This is a genomic window from Thiothrix winogradskyi, assembly GCF_021650935.1.
Lineage (GTDB): Bacteria > Pseudomonadota > Gammaproteobacteria > Thiotrichales > Thiotrichaceae > Thiothrix > Thiothrix winogradskyi.
In genome coordinates, this window is sequence record NZ_CP091244.1 from 3097855 (window position 1) to 3119665 (window position 21811).

Consider the following 21811-nt stretch of genomic DNA (forward strand, 5'->3'; position numbering starts at 1 on the left):
GAAAGAAACCCCTCCTAACCTCCCCTTGTCAGCAGAGGGGAGAATGGGAAGGTAACGAAATTTGCGGGACGAGCTTGCGCTGCCTTTATGGTGTTAGCTTGGGGTCGCGGTCAACGTCTAGAGATACCCCAATTTTTGATTTGCCATCATGCCCGAAAAGGTAGGCTTCAAGAGGGTTATCCCCTTTCAGCAGGCACGCAATCCCTCCGGCTTTTACCATCCATATTGGTGCAGTATGTACACAGCTTTCCGGTAATATTTTTGCAAGATCACTATCTTCTGGGCAGGTGTAATAATGCTGGTCAAACAATCCGCATCCTGCTTTGTTGGTAGCGGTGAATCCTGGAGTGACTCCTAAGCCAATCGTTTGCACCGATGGTGAGGGCGCTGAAGTAAATTTGCTCGTCCACATGGAAGGGGAGGTGTCCACCCCTTTTAGTACGCTGTTCAGGAGCATGTTGGATGATGTACTCATGTTGGATGATGCAATGGAGAACTCCCCCTCCTTTTCTGCCCGTATAGCTAGCGTGCTTTGTTTGTTGACATCCCCATCCTGTAACGCGATATGGTAGGAAAGGCCGTAGCCATTAAAGGAGCCTGTTGCTTGGATGATGCCTTGGATACTGGAAACCTCCTCCACTGCAAGGTCGATTTGATTAAAGGTGTTGCCGCAGGCTTCCCGGACAGTCAATGTGTTGCCGGAAAATGATAGGGTTCGTGCGGCACACTCACTGCCCGCTGCAATGTTTTCGGATAAATGCTTGCCATTCAGTGAGGCTACTGATAACGGCTTTGCCTTGGTGTAGGAGACGGGGCTTCCTGTTGCCCCTGTCAACGTCCCGCCATCAGGCGACACATGTAATATTTCTTGGTTACTACCTGTTGCGATGGTTAGGTTGGAGCCATCAATATTCCATGTAATAGCAGTAGTTTTGTATTTGCTGTCAAAGTTGGCGTCAGCGATATTTGCATACGCTACCCCGTTGCCGCTGGCATCGAAGGTAAACATACGTTGCCCAGTGCTGTTGATGTAGGTGTTGCTGGCAATTGCCTGCCTCAAGTCAACGCCTTGCATCGTACTGCTATTGTTCTGTGCCGTTCCGCCGCCGCCGCCACCGCAACTAGCCAAACTCCACGTTACCGCACCCACAAGCAGGATGTCCGGCAGTTTTTGTGCGAAAGTCATCAGGTTATCCTCCACAGATTAATTCTGTACATATAATTAACCATATTTATTTGATGAGTTTATATATTGTGCAAATTGAATCTCATCTGTTGGTAAAGCAGAAATCCCCCTTCCCATTTGTTAGTTGATGCCAAATGGGAAGAGGCGTTATAGATGGGTTAGTTTGTCACCCTGATTCCCGTAAATGAAGTATTGTTACCTTCATCCAGTTCTGCCACTGCGCTGGCTGTGTCCACCATGACGCCAAGGTAGTAGTTTGTACCAACAGTCAGATTACTTGGGATTGTCAGGGCAACAGTCAGTAAATTAGGTAATCCACGGGTCAAAGTGTAGGTTCCTGTTGAGAGAAGACTATCGGAAGAGGTGATTGCCCGATCGGTTGACAGATAATATTTGACCGTTACAGTCTTTGAGTCCCTTCCGTTGTTCTCAAAGTTATAACGCAGCCTTACTGATTGGCCTCTTGATACATGGTAATACTGGTCGCCTTCTGTATGGATTCCAGCACATGTAGTGCCAAATTGTGGTGTACATGGCAGCGTCACACTGCTTGAGTTCATGAGAGGGATTCGCGTATGCGTACTATAACCACCAGATGCGCCAGTACGTTGCCAGTGCGATACGCTAAGGTCTTGCTTTGCCGTATCTGTGGTTAATCCATACACAGCGACCATGCCGTGCGAAAGGTCTTCACCAACATACCCTTCGGAGTAACTTGCACCAGATCCCTTGCGATTAACGTGGGTATACTCATCGCCCATGATGTTGTAATGGTTGGGTTCGTGAGCCGCACCAAAGAAATGACCAAGCTCATGCACTACTGTAGCTGGCATATTTCGCAGTGAACCGCCATAACCAATCGCATTTGCAGCAAGTTGGTTATTGTAGTACTGCCAGTTAGGTGACATACCGATAATCATGTCCGCTTCTTGTATAGCGCATGTGCTGGTATTGTGGCGTGTCCATGTTACTGCGCCCAGTTGATCCACAACATTGGGGTCATCGCTAAAATAAAAATCATTCTTTCCGTTTCCAAGGGAAGGGCTTGATCCGAACCTCAAAGTTACGCCTGCGAAACTTCTGGTTGATGGGTTACGGTTGAAATAACTCACAGCCGTTGTAACCGAATTATAACGCTCTGAGTAGAGTGGCATAGTAGCTGGGGAAGAATAGTAGATATCTGTCAGTGCAGGTGATGCCGTCCATTGTTTGGATTGGCCGTTGCATGTATTCCATGTGGCAGCTTGCCCCGCTTGGGGCAACACCATAAACGTCATCACCGCGATAAACAGATTTTTTAACATCGACATGATATTAACCTCAATATATTTTACTGAAAGTAAGTGTGATCTAGGGGTGGAGAGTTACTTGATAACATCAAGACCAGGAACTTCCATCGCATATCCCTGAACAGCAGAGCGATTGGCTTCGCCCTCTAGTTCACGTTGTGCGATTTCATCCTCTTCCACCGCAGATGATGGGGTCGGTTTGCCAATTACAGGTGGGGCTTCTGAATCAATTGATGGTGGCTTAATATCGAAGACAAAATCCATTCCGGCATCTGCGCTCACAACACCCTTGCCTGTCTTGACCTTATCCTTGGTCTTGTTTTTGATCTTGGGCAGAGTAATTTTTGGTTCCTTAATATTTGGCTGGTCAGGATGCTGACCATCTTTGGTAGGGATTTCCTTTATCCCAAGGGTTACACCATTGACATATTGCTCATCCACTATTTTTGATGGCTTCCGGTTCCCTTTGATTAGTTTATCCTCATCACTGGAATGGAGTTCACGGCCTTCCTCGTCTTGCAATCCACCACCGATAACGCGAAGCCTGCCGTCACTGCAATCGACTAATGGGCAAAAAGATGTGCCGTTACCCATCACGAAAAGGATGTCCTCATCACCCGTGTCGAAGGCTGGCATGTGACTACCTGATGTGAATATCCCATTTTTTTTATCGAGACCACCCATAAATCGTAATGTGATGGTTGGATTTGTGTAATTGCCTGCCAAGATTTCCGAAACGGTATAGGTGACAAATGTATGCGGCATGGAGCCTGAGCCGGTAGTGCTTGAGGAGTTGCGGTAATCAATTGCAGTTACCTTGCCATGTAAGACTAGATCAGCATCACCCGCCATCTCCGAAATGGATTTCTTAGTGTGACCATTCCCGTTCGCCTGCACTTGTGGATAGATGATTACTGCCGAAAGCGTCAGAGCCAGGGCAATCTTGGATATGGATAGTTTCATAAAAAACACCTCATTACAGTATAGTGTAATGATTTCATGCTTTGTTGGAATTCCGGAATTTAGTATCTGAGGCTCAGTGCATAGGCATAGGCATAGGCATAGGCATAGGCATAGGCATAGGCATTTTGAAGTATAAAGCATATAAATCAATTTGTTATAGAAATAAATCGCTCAGCACCCATCAGCACTGGGAGACTTATGCGTTAGCACTTGGATTAGACCTATGATTTCATTCTATCAACTCGATTAATAGATTAGCATCTTGTATTTGTCATTAACAAGACTTTTTTTTAAAAAAAAACTATTTTTATGTTTACGATGTAAATGTTATCTCATATGGGATACACCCAAGCCGCTGGCGTTTGGGTTTGTCTAACTGCACTCGCTTCGGCAGTTCACAATCTGAAATTCTGTACGAAGAGGCGCGTTTGTCACGTTTGGGTGCAGAAAAATTCATGCTGGATGGGCGGCATACTGGCACAGGTGGCGGTAATCACGTCACGCTGGGTGCGGCTACGCCGAGCGATAGTCCGTTCTTGCGTCAGCCGGATGTGTTGCGCAGTTTGTTGACGTTCTGGCAGCACCATCCGGCGCTGTCTTATCTGTTTTCGGGGATGTTCTTGGGGCCGACCAGCCAAGCGCCACGGGTGGATGAGGCGCGGGATGAGAGTTTGTATGAGCTGGAAATTGCGTTCCAGCAAATGCCAAGCGGACACAATGATCAGCCCTGGTTGGTTGACCGTTTGCTGCGTAACTTGCTGATTGATATTACCGGGAATACGCATCGGGCGGAGTTCTGCATCGACAAGCTGTATTCGCCGGATTCTTTCAGCGGTCGCCAAGGCTTGCTGGAATTCCGTGGCTTTGAAATGCCGCCTCATGCACGGATGTCGTTGGTACAGATGTTGCTGATTCGTACCCTGATGGTGCGTTTCTGGAATACGCCGTATGCGCATCGGCTGGTGCGTTGGGGTACGGCGTTGCATGACCGTTTCATGTTGCCGCATTACGTGTGGGAAGACATGAAGGACGTGTGCGCGGACTTGCAGGCGGCGGGTTATCCATTCCAGTTGGAGTGGCTTGCGCCGTTCCATGAGTTCCGTTTCCCGGTGTATGGGCGCGTGCAATATTGTGGCATTGAGCTGGAATTGCGGGCGGCGCTGGAGCCGTGGAATGTGTTGGGCGAGGAGTTGAGTAGCCAAGGCACGGCGCGGTTTGTGGATTCGTCGTTGGAACGGGTGCAGGTGAAAATCAACGGCTTGACCGATTCGCGCTACGTGGTTTCCTGTAATGGGCGGCGTGTGCCGATGAAGGCGACCGGCGTGAAGGGTGAGTATGTGGCTGGGGTGCGGTTCCGCGCTTGGCAGCCGCCTTCCGCGTTGCATCCGACCATTGGGATTCATGCGCCGCTGGTGTTTGACATCATTGATACCTGGAATGGGCGTTCGGTGGGTGGTTGCACTTACCATGTGTCGCATCCGGGCGGGCGTAATTCCGAGATTTTCCCGGTGAATGCGTATGAGGCTGAAAGTCGGCGCTTCTCGCGCTTCCGTGAGGAGCATACGCCGGGGGTGATTGAGCCGAAGTTCTTGTCGGAAGCGACGCGGGCGTTCTATGAACATGGGGAGAAGCCGCAGCCGATGAGTCCACCGCCGGAAGAGGTGAATGCGGATTATCCGTATACGCTGGATTTGCGGCGGGGGTAATAAAGAACCCCCCATCCCCGACCCTTCCCCCGCAAGGGGTGAAGGGAGCAGGAGTGAGTAACTGTCGGGCGCTCGTCTTGCTTTTTGCTGCCTGCACCCTACAATGAAGTTACATCCAATTTTTAGGGTATTCGTATGACTACTGTAACTCCCAGTCCGTTGGCTGAATTGTCAGCCGCAGAGAAGGCGGCGGCTTTTTCGGTGTTTCGTGATCGAGGGGTTAATCCCGCTCAGCTTTTTGCTGATTTACTGCGTTTTGTGGCTATTACCAAGAAAGTCCCGTTTGCGATTGGCAAGGGCGAATCGGTCACGGATGCGCTTGCGATTCTGGATGAGCTTGAAGAGTGGGCAGAGCGTGAAAAAATCATTCAAAAAATCGAAGCCGAAACAGGGCGCAAGGTAAACAGGATTGCATCTGTTGAACAGTGGCTGGATGATGCTGTGCAACACGCGATACACCCTGACCTTGAGGCGATGACCGATGAAGAATTGCTTACAATGGCAGATGCTGAAGTCAAACAACACCGCGCGGAAAAACGGGCGTTGGAAGCCATACAAGCCAGTCGTCATTAACCAAAGCCACGCATGACCCACACAACAAAGAAACTCATCTTTGATACCAGTTCCTTGATTGGGGCGGTCATCAATGCCAAATCATTACCCGCCTTGGTTTTTGCCCAAGCCAAACAGGAACACGCACTTTTCATTTCGTCGGAAACGATTGTCGAGCTTCAGGAAGTTGTGTCCAGAAAAAAATTTGACCGTTATTTCGTCGGAAAAGATGCGAATCGCCGGGAGGATTTCTTTGCTGATTACCGTGCAGTCGCCCAGCTTGTTGAACCTACCCATACTGCGACTGAGTGCAGGGATGAAAACGACAATATGTTTCTATCTCTCGCCTTGTCGGTTGAAGCGGATATGATTGTGTCCAGTGATAATGACTTGCTGGTGTTGAATCCCTACAAGAATATTCGGGTACTGACTGTCAGGCAGTATGCGGAGGAAAATGGCTTGCTGTCGGATTCATGATGCGCGGGGAATGGGGAAGATCAGATTTTCAACGCTTGGCCAAGCGTCATCAAAGACCAACCAGCCTGTTGTAACTTTTTACGCTGTTGCTCTGAAATATCCACATAGACCCCGACTTTCTGATCAGGCCATGCGACATCTAAAATAACCCCTGATGTAGTTTGATAGTAAATGTGGGGTAATGATTGAGGTTGCCTGCGCTCATAGCGTTTGAGTAAGCCATGTAATGCTTCATCAGCTAGTCGATAGGCGCTATCCCAAGAATCAATTTTAAGTAACCTTTGCTGCATCCTGAGTTGGTTAATCGTCTCCATTTGTGCAGGTGTGATCAGCATATGATCATGCAAATGTTCCTTACGGTGACAGTCAATACAAAGGGGAACCTCTAAAAACCCACTGATACCCACACAAATGTGAGAAAATGCTCATCTGAGCCACCGCCCCGTTACTAGCCATGCCCAAGAAAAGTGCCATCAAAACCAGTCTGTTTGCCGCCGAAGAGCGTGAACAGAAACTCGACCGCAAGGGCGACCTGCTGTCCACCCTGAACCAGCACGTCAACTTTGTCGCCTTGGCAGGAGAAATCGACCACATCGCCCCACGCCCCAGTGACAAGCGAGGAGGCCGTCCACCCTACCCAACGGAACTGATGGTACGGGTCTTGGTGTTGCAACACCTGTACAACCTGTCGGACGAGGCATTGGAATACCAATTGCTTGACCGGCTGTCGTTCCAACGGTTTTGTGGCCTGCGTCATTCCAGCACGATCCCGGATGCCAATACCTTGTGGGTATTCCGTGAACGGATCAGTGCGGCAGGTGGTGCGGATGCCCTGTTTGATGCCGTCCAACGGCAATTACAACAACACGGTTTTATTGCCCGTGGTGGTCAAATCGTTGATGCCACGCTGGTGGAAGCCCCTAAACAACATTTCCACAAAGAAGAAAAAGCGCTGTTGGAACAAGCGGCAACACCTGCTGACTGGACACCTGCCCAACGTCGCCAAAAGGATACGGAAGCAAGCTGGACGAAAAAACACGGTAAAAGTTACCACGGCTACAAACTCAGTATCAGTGCCGATCGGAAATACAAACTCATCCGCAAACACCACATCAGCACCGCCAAAGAACATGACACCAACCATTTTGAAGCGGTGCTTGACCGAGCCAACACCAGCCGTGACGTATGGGCGGACAAAGGTTACGAAGACCAATCCCGTGAACAACGCCTCAACCAAGGTAGCTGGCGGTTACACATCCAGCACAAAGCCAAGAAAGGCAAGCCGCAATCCGACTGCCAGAAGCGCCGCAACACCCGCATCGCCAGACCCCGCGCACGGGTTGAGCATGTGTTTGGGTCAATCTGTGCGATGGGAGGCAAAGCCATCCGCAGCATCGGGTTGGCACGGGCAGTATTCGGCCTCAGCATTAAGGCAACCGTGTATAACTTGCGGCGGCTTTGTTCACTCAAAGAGGGCGGAGTTGTGCCCATTTGATGGAGAAATTCCCGAAAAAACAGCAAAAATGCGGAAAAACCACCTGATTGTGGCTTGGTGTGCTAAAAATTGAGATGGGTTGGTGTTTTTTTAACAAAATGTCGATAGACCAACGCTAACCGTTGCAATACGCCGGGTTTTTAGAGGTTCCCATTACATCTGCGACTTCCGAAAAATAAAATGCCCGCCAGCCTTCGTGCAAATACTCATGTACTAAATAGTGGCGATTTTTGACTTCAAAAGAATCAAGGCGTTTTTTGATGACATTACTGCTGAGTGCAAAGAATCTGGGATTCACACTATCAAGCTGTTTGACTAAATCCAGTGCTTTATCAAAACGCTCCAGACTGTTACCCCGGAATTGCTTACTCGCTGTGAACAACAATTTCTGGATAGGTTCGCTAATCGACCAGCCCGGTTTGGCATTATAACTGTTATAAACCATCCCGCCCGCCTTCAGATGACGATGGCATAAGGTGACAAGATGTTGGCGGTTTTCATCGGATACCCACGTAAAAATGCCATGTAAAGCAATGAAATCGCACTCTGGTAATAACTCATTATTTTCAACCAGTTGTGCAAAACTCTTTTCCAGAAAGACAACATTTGTCAACCCTGCTTGCTTGGCAATATTGCGTGCTTGTGCAATGTGTGAAGGATTGAAATCTACCGCATAAAACATGCCTTGCGGGTAATTAGCGGCCATGATCAGGGTTGTCATACCCATACCACACCCTAATTCACAGTAGGTAAAGTTTCCGCTTAGATCTTGTGGTTCGATACCTTGCGACAATGCGCACAAATTGAGAAAATCCGGCTCTTGTTCACGGTAATAACCTGAAATGTATTCAACATCAGATTCATAACCTTCCATCCATTTTTTCATATTAGCCGCCTCTTTTTATAAAAAAAAAGTTATCAGCAATACATGATAACTTATTACATTGGGCGTGTTAAGAAATTTTATTCACGCAACCACTCGGCGACTTGCTTGGCGTAATACGTCAAAATACCATCCGCTCCCGCCCGCTTCATCCCCAGCAAGGCTTCCATCACACAAGCCTTTTCGTTGATCCAACCATTCATGCCCGCCGCTTTGAACATCGCGTATTCGCCGCTGACTTGGTAGACGTAGGTGGGCGCTTTGAACTCTTCTTTGATGCGGCGCACGATGTCGAGGTAGGGCATTCCCGGCTTGATCATCACCATATCCGCGCCTTCTTGCAGATCGAGCGCGACTTCCCACAAGGCTTCGTCGGAATTGGCAGGGTCCATCTGATAGCTGTATTTATTGCCACCCTTCAGATTTGCTGCCGAACCAACCGCATCACGGAACGGACCATAAAAGCTGGAGGCGTATTTCGCGGAATACGCCAGAATGCGTGTGTTTAAATGCCCATGCTGTTCCAACACGTCACGGATTTCACCGATACGCCCATCCATCATATCCGACGGTGCAACCACATCCGCGCCCGCTTCGGCGTGGGAAAGCGCCTGCTTGGTCAACGCTGCCACGGTTTCATCGTTGAGGATATAGCCGTTTTCATCCATCAAACCGTCTTGCCCGTGCGAGGTGAACGGGTCGAGCGCCACATCGGTAATCACGCCCAATTCTGGCACAGCGGCTTTAATCGCCCGCACGGCGCGTTGCGCCAAACCGTCGGGATTCCACGCCTCTTCCGCCTTATCGGTTTTCGCCGATTGCGGAGTCACAGGGAAAATCGCCATTGCCGGAATTCCCAGCTTAAACGCGGCTTCCGCTTCTTTCACCAACAGGTCAATGCTAATCCGCTCCACACCGGGCATGGAGGCAATGGCTTCGCGCTGATTCTCGCCCTCCATCACAAACACCGGCCAAATCAAATCATTGGCAGTCAGCACATTTTCGCGCATTAAACGGCGGGAAAAATCATCACGGCGCATCCTGCGCATACGGGTGTAAGGGTACATTCCGGGGTAAATAGCCATTGCAAGCCCTGTCAGTGAATAAAAGATCGCTTATTTTGCCCGTTTGTCGGGTGAATGCCAACTATTCGCCGCTGGCATCCTCCCCTACACCCTTGTTCTATTCGACATGATCACTGGGTGGTGCTCTTGAATACCACCTTGCTTGTACCGAGGGTTAACGTGGTAGTGACGGTTTTCTTAGCACTTTTAGAACTCAAATGCCGCACTTGCAAGGTATCCCCTGCTTTCACCGTGCCTTTTGCCTTGGTGTAAGTACCGTTGTTGATGCGGTATTCGCCGCCACTGATGCTGATAGCAATCGGTGCATTGATACCGCTAACCGTAACACTGGCAGATTCTTGCCACACATTGCGAGCAACGCTCGTGAGCGCATTAAAGCTAAACGCATCCGGTACACTGTCGATCACCAACGTCGTGCTTTTAAAAGTGAATGATTGCGTACCAAGTTTCAAGGTCGTGATTACGGTCATCTTGGATTTCGTGGATGAGGCGTGACGTACTTGCAAGGTATCGCCGTTACGTACCGTACCTTTGGCTTTAGTATAACCTGAGTTCGGGATAAGCCATCCCTCAATTTAGATCACAACCAATGCTGATGTTTTTAAATCCAGTGCTGGTTTTTTATCTTGATAGGCATATGACACCAAGCCAGCAATGATGTTAATCATATAGTTAGTGAGTGAACGGTGGCGTGAATGCTCAATTTGTGAAATATTTTTCAACTGATCATTGATGGTTTCGATGATGCTCCGTTTACGCAACATCAGTGTATCGAACGTGTCACGCGCCACGGGTTTCATGTTTTTCTTCAGCGAGGTAATCCATTCAACCCCTTGCTCTGCCAACGATTCTGTCAATGCCTTGGAAATGTAGCCACGATCACCAAAGACTTTGCCGACCACTTTTTTCAGCAACGTGGGAACGGGCTTACGGTCATCGGTATTACCCGAAGTAATGGCAAACGATAAAATATTGCCGCAGTCATCCACGACCAAATGAAGTTTGAACCCATAAAACCAGCCTGTTGACGATTTACCCCGCCCTGCGTCTTTGCGAAAGGTGTGATGACGTGGAATACGCAAATTTTCACAGACTTTCAAGGGGGTAGAGTCTATGAAGGCAATACCTCGCCCCGTTTCACAGCGTTGCTGCATAAACAGGGTTAGTGGCAAAAGAACACGCGGCATTAACTCAATAAAACGTTGATAACTAGGGAGTTGCGGGAAATGACCCTTAAGAAATACTTTGACATGACGCTCATAATACCACTTGAAAGTACGATACCCCACTTGGTGGTAATGCACCAAAATCGTCATGATTTCACTATCGCCAAGACCACTGTGGCGACGACGATGCCCGCCTTTCGGGGTCAATAACGTTTTGTTCCATTCGGGATGAAAGTCCTGACAAAAATCGTCAATGGCACAGAATAACCGTGTTAGCATCTCAGTAGCAGCCTTTGGTGGGGTCAATGTTGTGTGTGGTTACTCACATTCTCCCATGAAAGGCTGCGCCTTACCTTATCCCGAACTCAGGTTAGTATAACTGCCGTTATTGATACGGTATTCGCCACCGCTAATACTAATGGGAACCTCTAAAAACCCGGCGTATTGCAACGGTTAGCGTTGGCCTATCGGCATTTTGTTAAAAAAACACCAACCCATCTCAATTTTTAGCACACCAAGCCACAATCAGGTTGTTTTTCCGCATTTTTGCTGTTTTTTCGGGAATTTCTCCATCAAATGGGCACAACTCCGCCCTCTCTGAGCGAACAGAGCCGACGCAGGTTATACACGGTTGCTTTGATGCTGAGGCCGAATACTGCCCGTGCCAACCCAATGCTGCGGATGGCTTTGCCACCCATCGCACAGATTGACCCAAACACATGCTCAACCCGTGCGCGGGGTCTGGCGATGCGGGTGTTGCGGCGTTTCTGGCAGTCGGATTGCGGCTTGCCTTTCTTGGCTTTGTGCTGGATGTGTAACCGCCAGCTACCTTGGTTGAGGCGTTGTTCACGGGATTGGTCTTCATAACCTTTGTCCGCCCATACGTCACGGCTGGTGTTGGCTCGGTCAAGCACCGCTTCAAAATGGTTGGTGTCATGCTCTTTGGCGGTGCTGATGTGGCGTTTGCGGATGAGTTTGTATTTCCGATCGGCACTGATACTGAGTTTGTAGCCGTGGTAGCTTTTGCCGTGTTTTTTCGTCCAGCTTGCTTCCGTATCCTTTTGGCGACGTTGGGCAGGTGTCCAGCCAGCGGGTGTTGCCGCTTGTTCCAACAGCGCTTTTTCTTCTTTGTGGAAATGTTGTTTAGGGGCTTCCACCAGCGTGGCATCGACGATTTGACCACCACGGGCAATAAAACCGTGTTGTTGTAATTGCCGTTGGACGGCATCAAACAGGGCATCCGCACCACCTGCCGCACTGATCCGTTCACGGAATACCCACAAGGTATTGGCATCCGGGATCGTGCTGGAATGACGCAGGCCACAAAACCGTTGGAACGACAGCCGGTCAAGCAATTGGTATTCCAATGCCTCGTCCGACAGGTTGTACAGGTGTTGCAACACCAAGACCCGTACCATCAGTTCCGTTGGGTAGGGTGGACGGCCTCCTCGCTTGTCACTTGGGCGTGGGGCGATGTGGTCGATTTCTGCTGCCAAGGCGACAAAGTTGACGTGCTGGTTCAGCGTGGACAGCAGGTCGCCCTTGCGGTCGAGTTTCTGTTCACGCTCTTCGGCGGCAAACAGACTGGTTTTGATGGCACTTTTCTTGGGCATGGCTAGTAACGGGGCGGTGGCTCAGATGAGCATTTTCTCACATTTGTGTGGGTATCAGTGGGTTTTTAGAGGTTCCCTAATAGCGATGGGTGCATTTACGCCGCTGACGGTGACAACATTCGACTCCATCCATGTCAACGATGGCACATCCGTCTGACTATTGAAGCTGACGACATCCGGTACGCTATCAATCACCAACGTCGTGCTTTTGAAGATAAGTGCCGTTTTGCCTAATTTCACGGTAGTCGTGACAGCAGTGGCGGACTTGCTGGAAGTGGTGTGGCGTACTTGCAAGGTGTCACCATTTTGTACCGTGCCTTTGGCTTTGGTGTATGCCGCGCCATTTTTACGGTATTCACCGCCCGTAATGGTAAGCGGTGTTACGCCTGCTAACCCACTCACGGTGAGGGTGTTCGACTCCACCACCGTGACGGGAAATACGTCTTTTTGTTCCACGAAGTAGTTCAGCGTCGGTGGTGGCGTGACGCTGACTGGCGCACAGGCTGCTGCCCAGATACTACCGTGAGCACCGGCAATGACGGCTTTGTCGGCGAGGCGTTGGTAGGTGTAGGGGTATGCTATCGCTTGTTGCGTTGTCCATGCACGTCCGTCACTGGAGGTGAGCAAGCCTTGGGTAGTCAGCGCAATGTACTGGTTGTCTTGCCAATAGATCGCTGACCATGTGCGGACAGTGGCAACTTCCGTCACACCGTCCACAGTTGGCTTGATGGCGACGGTCGTAGTAAGGCTACTGAGGTTGGCAGCCATGAGATGGCTATTGCCTGCGGAGTCAAACAGCAGGTATTGGCTACCGTTCCAAACCGCGCCGTGTTCTAGTGCCGAGGCATCTTGCCCTGTGTTGGTGGCGCGGGTTGCCCATACCAAACCATCGGTACTGGAGAGAATAACGCCTTGCCCACCGACCACGAACTCGTTGTTGCCCGTATCAACGTAAGCAAGTTTCGCTGTCGTGCCAGAGGTGGCTTGCTGCCAGTTGATGCCGTCCACACTGGTTAGGATTGTTCCTTGTGCGCCAACGGCAACGTAACGACCTTTGGCGTAGGCGATGTCGTTGAGGGCGTTGCCTTGGAAAGCGGTGACGGGTGTCCACGTGATGCGGTCATCTGACCAGAACAAACCACCGAGCAGCGATACGCCGACGTGGCGTGTGCCGGTGTCGGCTTTGGCGACTGCCCAGATGTTGCTGGGGTATGTGCCGTTTTGGAAAATGCCGCTCCATTGGAAACCGTCACCGTTGAGGATGGCTTGTTCGCCTGTATCGCTGTAGCCGAATACCGTAATGGGACTGGTGTCTTTGCTCGCAAAGGTTAGGGCGTGGAAGTGGTTGGTGGTGCGTGACCCGGTTTGTGGGTAGGGGGAAACGTTCGCCATGTTGCGGTAGTCGCAGCCTTGTACCAGTCGTTTTGCCTGTAGAGTGAAGGCTTGGGCGCTGGTGTTGTTGGTGGTGATGGTTTCCGCTGTGCTGGTGGTCGCGTTGGCGCTCACTTTGAGGGTGTTGCCTGCTGCGTAGCCAGAATAGCGGTTGGTGACTTCGACCGTGGCGGTTTGACCTGCGGGAATTGTGCCAAGGTTGAAGGTGTCAGTCTTCGTGGGTGGGAAGCTGATACAACTTATACTCGCGTTATCTGCATGGCTGAGTGGGCAATTGGCTGTGCCTTGGGTTAGGTTGAGCGCTACAGGTTGGGTGCGTGATTTGCCTGTGCTGTCTTCGTCAGCGGGGGAATCGACATTCAACACTACAGCTTCAGCGGCGGCTTTGCCGTTGTTGGTGACGGTGATGGTGTGTTTGGTTAGCGTGTCGGGTGTGATGGTGCTGGGGTTAGTCAGCGTCACGGCGAGGTCTGCTACCACGGGTTGCAGGTCGTCTTTTTTGGTGGGGTCGGTGTCTTTCTTGTATTCGTCAAGATTGCTCAGGGTGTCACCGTCTTTGTCCTGTGAGGCATCGCTGGCATCGAGCGGGTTTAAACCGTATTGGGTTTCCCAAACGTCGGGCATTCCGTCGTTGTCGTCGTCGGGGTCTTTGTTATCACCGATGTTGTCTTTGTCTGCATCTTTGGATTCGGTGGCATCAAGTGGGAAAACGTCGTCTTTATCATTCACACCATCGCCGTCAGTATCGGCTTTGAGTGGGTCTGTACCTTTAGTCGCTTCGTCACTATCGCTGATTCCATCGTTATCGTCGTCGGGGTCAGCGTTGTTACCAATACCGTCTTTATCGGTGTCTAAAGTTTCTTTTGGATCATTTGGGAAAGCATCTTTATCATCAGCTACGCCGTCTTTGTCGCTATCGGGCGCGGTGTTGGTTTTGTCTTGTGGGTAAGGGTCGAGATTGTCTTTTACGCCATCGCCATCGAAATCTACGAAGCTGGAGTTAGTGGCATCAGCTAGGGTAAAGGGATTGCGATTATGTTCAAATAGTCCCGATATGGTGATTGGTGTTTTGAACTCAACACCTGAATTATTAATCAACCATAAGTTAATTAGATGTGAATAGCTAGGTGTTGCGAGACTCACAACTTGTTTATCTGCACCAGACAAAACCACACGATGCGTCCCCGATGTATGAAAATTGTAGTATGGAGCATCACCATACAGATACCAACTATTGGGAGCAGTAGATAACTGAGTGAAATTCCCTTTAATTTCTAAAACCCCAGCCGACAAGTAGTTCGCACCTTTGTAATTGCCATGGGCTCCACTACTATCCATCACAAAATCGCCCTGAACCACAACACGGTCAGCAGCGTTTACCATGTACAACGTACCATAACTGTAAGTGTAACTGCCATCAGTAGCTTGGCTTTGAATCCGGTAATCACCTGTCACTATCAGTTTTCCACCGTTAACGTTCAGTGTTCCTCCAGAGTGAATAAAGTCCCCTTCTATTGTCAAGGTATGACCATTGAGGTCTAGGGTATTTGCCTGCAAAGTAGCGGCATCGCCACTTGCCAGCTTGATGCGGATGTCTTTCTGTAATGTGAAATTTAAAGAACTTACGGACAAGTCCGCCAATGACAACGTGTCCTCAGCATAAATTAACTTATCCGTTGTGTAATCACCCGGCATAAAAGTCACATTGGCAGGATTATTGAAAAATTCTAGTTCAGTAAAATGTGACCGATCAGAACTAGCTGCCATAAAATTTACAACTTGCTTGCCCGTTCCAGACAATAGAACACGGTGTGTTCCTGATGTATGAAAATTGTAGTATGGAGCATCACCATACAGATACCAACTATTGGGAGCAGTAGATAACTGAGTGAAATTCCCTTTAATTTCTAAAACCCCAGCCGACAAGTAGTTCACACCTTTGTAATTGCCATGGGATACACTGCTATCCATCACAAAATCGCCCTGAACCACAACGCGGTCAGCAGGGTTTACCATGTACAACGTACCATAACTGTAAGTGTAACTGCCATCAGTAGCTTGACTTTGAATCCGGTAATCACCTGTCACCACCAGTTTCCCACCGTTGACGTTTAGTGTCCCTCCCGCTTGGAGAAAACTACCGCCAACACTCAAGGACTTGCCATTGAGTATTAACGCCCCACTATTCATGGTAAGCCTACCTGCAATACTAGAATTACCGTCAACAGTTACATTACATCCATCCACTGTAACATTCGACCAGTAGTTACCCGCCAAACTACAATTATAATTCCAAGTGCCATCGCGATATTGTGTTGGCTTCAAAACCAAGGAATTCAATATTCCATCACTTCCTTTTTTAGTCGGATCGGTATGATGCCAATACTCATAGCCATTACTGAAGCCATCTGCATCAAAATCTCCGTGATATACTTCGCCTAAGCTTTTAAAATAATCATTTTCCCAACTGTCAGGTAACTTATCATTATCAGTATCATTCATATCAACCAAACGCTTGGTATAAATGGGAGAAGCTGTCTCTGCAACACTTACACTAAGCGAAACGTCAGCATTACCCCCAGTATGATCGTAGATACTCCATCCATCCACGCTAATATTGTATTTTCTACAGCCACCGCCTAAGTCAACAGCACCAGACAGCGCATAGCTCATGCTTTTTGTCGTGCTAGAACTTGCATTTTTAAACAACAAATTGGCTGTATTTGTATCATCGCCGCAAAACTTAACAGAAACCGAGAAATCTCCAGACTTCCATTCATTAGGCAAATCAACCAACTCCACATTATTAACATTAATTACTTTTATATTATTAGTAAAATGGTAAATAACCTTATCAAGATCATATGAATACTTCCCATCAACTTCTGTAAATAACGTAGGGTAGTAACTGAGTACTGCATCGCCCAACTTTTTTGCCACAAACAGATTAACATCTTGGAATGTTCTAGCGTAAATACGAGCGATTTCAAGTTTATTTTTGACCTTGTAATGATCCACACTTAATGTTGGTTTAATCACAAGAAAAAATCCTGACTGAATTGCATTTGCAGTATCATTCATAGCGTCAATTGCGATGCTAATATTACTAGATAATTTACTATACTTCTTTGGAGCAATTGCAGATATAGTATCTGCAATTATTTTTAATGCTAACGATGATGTTAAAAATGATTCATGAGCCAAAACAAAATTAGCAAAAATTACGTCCCTATCACCCAAACGATACATATCTTTTTTACTAAGCAGATCTGCATATTTATTAGCATTAGCTAAAGAATTCTCCAAGCCATTTATATCTTCAAGTATCTTATATATTCCATCTATTTTTTTAAACTCTTTTTTGCTCAATAACAACTCTGATAAATCTTTAACTTCAATAACAAAGCCCAATAAATCAGTCCGCAGCTTTAATCCATCCAAACTCCCATCTGCGTTATTATATTTCCCATTTTGGAAATTCATTGAAATTCCATAAAAAACAGAGCCAAAGTTAATAATTATTTTTGTTATTTTATTATTTACCAATTCTGCTTCTTTTTCATTTTCCATGTAAGCAGATAAAAGACCCAACTCAATACCACCGTTAGGATAATCAGAGTCTAAATTAAACTTCTTGGGATGCAACAACCCTCTTATTTTTACAATAGCACTAATACCCGAAACAATTGCATCCTTCGCATCTACTAACATCTGAGTGCTTTCAGCAAATGAAGTAGCAAAACCATTCAATGAGAAATGTCTATCTTGAAAACCAGACCAATAAGCACTAACTTCTTCATCGCCTCTTTTGAAAATATCATCAACGCCTGACTCAATCGCGCTATCGACTTCACTTGGTATTTTACTTGAAAAATTTGTATTGTAAGTATTTTCCAAATCAGTCATGGATGACAAAACAATTTCTCTTGAATTATTCAGTGCTACCAAATCATGTAAGTAGTCGTTAAATTGCTCATCTGGGACACCGATCTTGTCAAATCCATCAAGAATCTCGTCATTTGTCAAATAAACATTCATCAAATCTTGTTGAATTTTACTGAAATCTTTAGATGACGTTTTACTGAGAAGATTGATTCCTATCCCATAATTATTGATTGATTGCTCAGTTGATGCCCAAGATGGCTGTACTGAAAAAATCAGCAAAAATGTCGTTACCAGCACAACAGACTGTTTAATTTTAGACCATATCAATACAGAATGACGCTGCACATTACCTTTGTGAATCCACGCACCGAGCTTGCTATGCTGACCACATAGGTAGACAAACAATAGGGAACCTCTAAAAACCCACTGATACCCACACAAATGTGAGAAAATGCTCATCTGAGCCACCGCCCCGTTACTAGCCATGCCCAAGAAAAGTGCCATCAAAACCAGTCTGTTTGCCGCCGAAGAGCGTGAACAGAAACTCGACCGCAAGGGCGACCTGCTGTCCACGCTGAACCAGCACGTCAACTTTGTCGCCTTGGCAGCAGAAATCGACCACATCGCCCCACGCCCAAGTGACAAGCGAGGAGGCCGTCCACCCTACCCAACGGAACTGATGGTACGGGTCTTGGTGTTGCAACACCTGTACAACCTGTCGGACGAGGCATTGGAATACCAATTGCTTGACCGGCTGTCGTTCCAACGGTTTTGTGGCCTGCGTCATTCCAGCACGATCCCGGATGCCAATACCTTGTGGGTATTCCGTGAACGGATCAGTGCGGCAGGTGGTGCGGATGCCCTGTTTGATGCCGTCCAACGGCAATTACAACAACACGGTTTTATTGCCCGTGGTGGTCAAATCGTCGATGCCACGCTGGTGGAAGCCCCTAAACAACATTTCCACAAAGAAGAAAAAGCGCTGTTGGAACAAGCGGCAACACCCGCTGGCTGGACACCTGCCCAACGTCGCCAAAAGGATACGGAAGCAAGCTGGACGAAAAAACACGGCAAAAGCTACCACGGCTACAAACTCAGTATCAGTGCCGATCGGAAATACAAACTCATCCGCAAACGCCACATCAGCACCGCCAAAGAGCATGACACCAACCATTTTGAAGCGGTGCTTGACCGAGCCAACACCAGCCGTGACGTATGGGCGGACAAAGGTTATGAAGACCAATCCCGTGAACAACGCCTCAACCAAGGTAGCTGGCGGTTACACATCCAGCACAAAGCCAAGAAAGGCAAGCCGCAATCCGACTGCCAGAAACGCCGCAACACCCGCATCGCCAGACCCCGCGCACGGGTTGAGCATGTGTTTGGGTCAATCTGTGCGATGGGTGGCAAAGCCATCCGCAGCATTGGGTTGGCACGGGCAGTATTCGGCCTCAGCATCAAAGCAACCGTGTATAACCTGCGTCGGCTCTGTTCGCTCAGAGAGGGCGGAGTTGTGCCCATTTGATGGAGAAATTCCCGAAAAAACAGCAAAAATGCGGAAAAACAACCTGATTGTGGCTTGGTGTGCTAAAAATTGAGATGGGTTGGTGTTTTTTTAACAAAATGCCGATAGGCCAACGCTAACCGTTGCAATACGCCGGGTTTTTAGAGGTTCCCAATAGCAAACCGAACAAGTAGGTTATGGTAGACATGGTAGCAGCCCCTGCTAAGATAAAATTTCTACAAGAATACACCAATAAGAAAAAATAATGAATGCTTCGTTAATTGAATATTACTATTTTTTATCATGACGATGCCTCAGAAAACTCCCCATCGCCATCAATAAAAACGTACAATACAAAACAATCATGTACATAAAACAGGAAGCAATCCCATGACCACTTGGACAGTTGCCACCGCCCGCCAAAACTTCACATCCCTGCTGGAAGCCAGCCGCCTCAGCGTGCAGCCAATTTATCGCCATCACCAACTGGTCGCCGCCGTGGTAGATGCCGCAACCTACCAACGCCTACAGCAACAACACCTGCAACAGCCAAGCCTAGCGGATACATTCCGCGACCTACGCCAACTCATCAAGGCAGAAGATGCGCTACCTGTCATCCCACGGCATACACGAGCAAACTCCTTCGCAGAAGGACTCGCCGACTAATGCTCTGTGACACCAATATTATTAGCGAATTAGCCAGACTCCAGCCCAACCCCGGTGTAGCAGCGTGGTCAGAAACCGTCACGCATATACACCTAAGCGTCATCACCGTGGAAGAAATTCACTTCGGCTTGGCATGGAAAAACAATGCGCGGATTCGCACATGGTTTGAACATTTTCTGCAAAATCACTGCACAGTGTTACCCGTTACCCCAGAAATTGCGCGATTAGCCGGAGAAATGCGTGGTAGCCTGCAAACGCAAGGCAGCACCCGCGAACAAGCCGACATGCTCATTGCCGCCACCGCCGCCGTACATGGCTTACCACTCGTCACCCGCAACGAGAAAGATTTTGTCGGATGTTGCATCAGCGTGATTAACCCGTTTTCGTAGGCAAACCACCATGAAAAAACTCCCTATCGGCATCAGTACACTCAGCAGCATTCTCAACGACGGCTGCATCTACGTGGACAAAACCGCCCTGATCCACCAACTGGTGACAACCAGTCGCTATCACTTCCTCTCACGTCCGCGCCGCTTCGGTAAATCCCTGCTGGTTGACACCCTCAAAGAACTCTTCGAGGGCAACGAACTACTGTTTCAAGGGTTAGCCATTCACCCGCTATGGGACTGGACAAAAAAACACCCCGTCATCCACATCACTTTCAACGATGGCGTGCATACCGACCGCACACAACTGGACACCCTCATAATCGGGCAACTCAAAAAAAATGCCGAACGACTAGGAGTCAAATTACAAGAAGGGCTTATTTCACAACAATTTGCGCAATTGATTGAAGACAGCGTAGAAGCCTACTCACAACCTGCGGTAGTGCTGATCGACGAATACGACAAACCCATCCTCGACCAAATTCTGGACAGCCAACGCGCCGCCGAATTGCGTGACGGTCTAAAAAATCTCTATTCGGTACTGAAAGGGCGCGACACCCTGCTGCGCTTTGTACTATTGACCGGCGTATCCAAATTTTCCCAAGTCTCACTTTTCAGCGGGCTAAACAACCTCAACGACATCACGCTGGATGCCCGTTACAGCGCCCTGTGCGGCTACACCCAAAGCGAACTGGAACACCATTTTCATGACCATCTAAAAGGCGCGGATATGGCACGAGTGAGGGCATGGTATAACGGCTACAACTGGTTAGGGGAATCCGTTTACAATCCGTTTGACATCTTGTTATTCGTCGACAAAGGGCAACAATTTCGCAGCTACTGGTTTGAAACAGCCACCCCCAGCTTTTTGCTGACCTTACTCAAAACCGGACATTACTACCTGCCGCAACTGGAATACCTCGAAGTTCAAGAGTCCAGCCTTGGCAGCATCGACATCGACAATATCCCCGCCGAAGTGCTGCTATTCCAGACAGGCTACCTCACCATCCACGAAACCCTGCAAATGGGCAACCAATTGGGTTTCGTCTTAGGCTACCCCAACCTTGAAGTCAAACTCAGCCTAACCACCCATTTACTGAGCTACCTCACCCCAACCAACAGTCGCGCCCCGCAAACCAGCATACAAATCTACCGCCTACTGGCAAAAGCAGACATGGACGGGCTACGGGATACGTTCAAACGCTTCTTCGCCAGCATCCCCCACGATTGGTATCGCAATAACAGTATTGATCAGTACGAAGGCTATTACGCCAGCCTGTTCTACGCCCACATGGTCGCTTGTGGTGCGACCACCATTGCGGAAGATGTCACCGCCACCGGACAAATTGACCTAACCGCCATCGTGGACAACAAGGTATTTATTTTCGAGTTCAAAGCCATCGACACCGAACAAAGCAGCGGCACAGCATTGGCACAAATCAAAACCAAACGCTACGCCGACAAATACCGCGACGGGCGGGAGTTATATCTGGTCGGCATCGAATTCAGCAAACAAACCCGCAATATCGTTGGGTTTGAGTGGGAGAAAGGCTAACGCGCCCC

At 48.5% G+C, this 21811-nt stretch carries 17 protein-coding genes and 1 pseudogene; 8 read left to right on the top strand and 10 right to left on the bottom strand.

Features of this window, described 5'->3' with window-relative positions:
- Positions 1-85: 85 nt before the first annotated feature.
- From L2Y54_RS15435 to L2Y54_RS15445, 3 genes are all read right to left on the bottom strand, one after another.
- Positions 86-1186 carry a hypothetical protein gene (locus tag L2Y54_RS15435; protein WP_236497334.1) on the bottom strand — a complete coding sequence of 367 codons (1101 nt, stop codon included), beginning with the start codon at positions 1184-1186 and terminating at the stop codon, positions 86-88.
- A 158-nt stretch (positions 1187-1344) separates the two neighbouring features.
- On the bottom strand, positions 1345-2496 hold the full coding sequence (locus L2Y54_RS15440) for a CARDB domain-containing protein (RefSeq protein ID WP_236497335.1): 1152 nt from the start codon (positions 2494-2496) through the stop codon (positions 1345-1347).
- 54 nt (positions 2497-2550) lie between these two features.
- Entirely contained in the window at positions 2551-3438 is an 888-nt protein-coding gene (locus L2Y54_RS15445; protein ID WP_236497337.1) for a hypothetical protein, read from the bottom strand.
- 410 nt (positions 3439-3848) lie between these two features.
- Between L2Y54_RS15445 and L2Y54_RS15450 the strand changes: the two are divergent.
- From L2Y54_RS15450 to L2Y54_RS15460, 3 genes and pseudogenes are all read left to right on the top strand, one after another.
- Positions 3849-5144: pseudogene (locus tag L2Y54_RS15450) on the top strand (transglutaminase family protein); the annotation flags it as partial.
- A 135-nt stretch (positions 5145-5279) separates the two neighbouring features.
- A complete protein-coding gene (locus tag L2Y54_RS15455) occupies positions 5280-5717 on the top strand; it encodes a hypothetical protein (protein WP_236497338.1) in 438 nt (145 codons plus the stop codon).
- Positions 5718-5729: 12 nt separating this feature from the next.
- On the top strand, positions 5730-6173 hold the full coding sequence (locus L2Y54_RS15460) for a putative toxin-antitoxin system toxin component, PIN family (protein WP_236497339.1): 444 nt from the start codon (positions 5730-5732) through the stop codon (positions 6171-6173).
- Positions 6174-6193: 20 nt separating this feature from the next.
- Here L2Y54_RS15460 and L2Y54_RS15465 read toward each other — a convergent pair whose 3' ends face one another.
- Positions 6194-6508, bottom strand: a complete 315-nt coding sequence (locus L2Y54_RS15465; RefSeq protein ID WP_236497340.1) for a hypothetical protein — start codon at positions 6506-6508, stop codon at positions 6194-6196.
- Positions 6509-6627: 119 nt separating this feature from the next.
- Here L2Y54_RS15465 and L2Y54_RS15470 point away from each other — a divergent pair, with 119 nt between their 5' ends.
- Positions 6628-7668, top strand: a complete 1041-nt coding sequence (locus L2Y54_RS15470) for an IS5 family transposase (RefSeq protein ID WP_236497341.1) — start codon at positions 6628-6630, stop codon at positions 7666-7668.
- 115 nt (positions 7669-7783) lie between these two features.
- Here L2Y54_RS15470 and L2Y54_RS15475 read toward each other — a convergent pair whose 3' ends face one another.
- From L2Y54_RS15475 to L2Y54_RS15500, 6 genes are all read right to left on the bottom strand, one after another.
- Entirely contained in the window at positions 7784-8554 is a 771-nt protein-coding gene (locus L2Y54_RS15475) for a class I SAM-dependent methyltransferase (RefSeq protein ID WP_236497342.1), read from the bottom strand.
- A gap of 77 nt (positions 8555-8631) precedes the next feature.
- Positions 8632-9636 (bottom strand): porphobilinogen synthase, encoded by a 1005-nt coding sequence (gene hemB / locus L2Y54_RS15480; protein ID WP_236497343.1) that lies wholly within the window; start codon positions 9634-9636, stop codon positions 8632-8634.
- A 110-nt stretch (positions 9637-9746) separates the two neighbouring features.
- Complete coding sequence (locus L2Y54_RS15485; protein WP_236497346.1) at positions 9747-10106, bottom strand: hypothetical protein; 360 nt, start codon at positions 10104-10106, stop codon at positions 9747-9749.
- Positions 10107-10211: 105 nt separating this feature from the next.
- Complete coding sequence (locus L2Y54_RS15490; RefSeq protein ID WP_236496529.1) at positions 10212-11081, bottom strand: IS982 family transposase; 870 nt, start codon at positions 11079-11081, stop codon at positions 10212-10214.
- A 293-nt stretch (positions 11082-11374) separates the two neighbouring features.
- Positions 11375-12415: an IS5 family transposase gene (locus L2Y54_RS15495; protein ID WP_236497348.1), complete on the bottom strand. Its 1041-nt coding sequence runs from the start codon at positions 12413-12415 to the stop codon at positions 11375-11377.
- A 54-nt stretch (positions 12416-12469) separates the two neighbouring features.
- The gene (locus L2Y54_RS15500; RefSeq protein ID WP_236502048.1) at positions 12470-18196 is read right to left on the bottom strand and encodes a hypothetical protein; all 5727 of its coding nucleotides are present in this window, start codon (positions 18194-18196) and stop codon (positions 12470-12472) included.
- Here L2Y54_RS15500 and L2Y54_RS15505 point away from each other — a divergent pair.
- The 4 genes from L2Y54_RS15505 to L2Y54_RS15520 all read left to right on the top strand — a co-directional run bounded on the left by L2Y54_RS15505 (position 18177) and on the right by L2Y54_RS15520 (position 21803).
- Positions 18177-19217: an IS5 family transposase gene (locus tag L2Y54_RS15505; protein WP_236497348.1), complete on the top strand. Its 1041-nt coding sequence runs from the start codon at positions 18177-18179 to the stop codon at positions 19215-19217. The two genes, L2Y54_RS15500 and L2Y54_RS15505, sit on opposite strands and share 20 nt — an antisense overlap.
- A gap of 369 nt (positions 19218-19586) precedes the next feature.
- Positions 19587-19862, top strand: coding sequence for a hypothetical protein (locus tag L2Y54_RS15510; RefSeq protein WP_236497350.1), 276 nt, complete (start codon positions 19587-19589; stop codon positions 19860-19862).
- On the top strand, positions 19862-20251 hold the full coding sequence (locus L2Y54_RS15515; RefSeq protein WP_236497352.1) for a type II toxin-antitoxin system VapC family toxin: 390 nt from the start codon (positions 19862-19864) through the stop codon (positions 20249-20251). Before L2Y54_RS15510 ends, L2Y54_RS15515 begins: the two co-directional genes overlap by 1 nt.
- Before the next feature lie 10 nt (positions 20252-20261).
- A complete protein-coding gene (locus L2Y54_RS15520) occupies positions 20262-21803 on the top strand; it encodes an ATP-binding protein (RefSeq protein ID WP_236497355.1) in 1542 nt (513 codons plus the stop codon).
- The last annotated feature ends 8 nt before the right edge of the window (positions 21804-21811 follow it).

Coding starts and splice junctions, on each gene's coding strand:
- L2Y54_RS15435 (WP_236497334.1), bottom strand. CDS start 1,186: ATGACTTTCGCACAAAAACTGCCGGACATCCTGCTTGTGGGTGCGGTA.
- L2Y54_RS15440 (WP_236497335.1), bottom strand. CDS start 2,496: ATGTCGATGTTAAAAAATCTGTTTATCGCGGTGATGACGTTTATGGTG.
- L2Y54_RS15445 (WP_236497337.1), bottom strand. CDS start 3,438: ATGAAACTATCCATATCCAAGATTGCCCTGGCTCTGACGCTTTCGGCA.
- L2Y54_RS15455 (WP_236497338.1), top strand. CDS start 5,280: ATGACTACTGTAACTCCCAGTCCGTTGGCTGAATTGTCAGCCGCAGAG.
- L2Y54_RS15460 (WP_236497339.1), top strand. CDS start 5,730: ATGACCCACACAACAAAGAAACTCATCTTTGATACCAGTTCCTTGATT.
- L2Y54_RS15465 (WP_236497340.1), bottom strand. CDS start 6,508: ATGCTGATCACACCTGCACAAATGGAGACGATTAACCAACTCAGGATG.
- L2Y54_RS15470 (WP_236497341.1), top strand. CDS start 6,628: ATGCCCAAGAAAAGTGCCATCAAAACCAGTCTGTTTGCCGCCGAAGAG.
- L2Y54_RS15475 (WP_236497342.1), bottom strand. CDS start 8,554: ATGAAAAAATGGATGGAAGGTTATGAATCTGATGTTGAATACATTTCA.
- hemB (WP_236497343.1), bottom strand. CDS start 9,636: ATGGCTATTTACCCCGGAATGTACCCTTACACCCGTATGCGCAGGATG.
- L2Y54_RS15485 (WP_236497346.1), bottom strand. CDS start 10,106: ATGACCGTAATCACGACCTTGAAACTTGGTACGCAATCATTCACTTTT.
- L2Y54_RS15490 (WP_236496529.1), bottom strand. CDS start 11,081: ATGCTAACACGGTTATTCTGTGCCATTGACGATTTTTGTCAGGACTTT.
- L2Y54_RS15495 (WP_236497348.1), bottom strand. CDS start 12,415: ATGCCCAAGAAAAGTGCCATCAAAACCAGTCTGTTTGCCGCCGAAGAG.
- L2Y54_RS15505 (WP_236497348.1), top strand. CDS start 18,177: ATGCCCAAGAAAAGTGCCATCAAAACCAGTCTGTTTGCCGCCGAAGAG.
- L2Y54_RS15500 (WP_236502048.1), bottom strand. CDS start 18,196: ATGGCACTTTTCTTGGGCATGGCTAGTAACGGGGCGGTGGCTCAGATG.
- L2Y54_RS15510 (WP_236497350.1), top strand. CDS start 19,587: ATGACCACTTGGACAGTTGCCACCGCCCGCCAAAACTTCACATCCCTG.
- L2Y54_RS15515 (WP_236497352.1), top strand. CDS start 19,862: ATGCTCTGTGACACCAATATTATTAGCGAATTAGCCAGACTCCAGCCC.
- L2Y54_RS15520 (WP_236497355.1), top strand. CDS start 20,262: ATGAAAAAACTCCCTATCGGCATCAGTACACTCAGCAGCATTCTCAAC.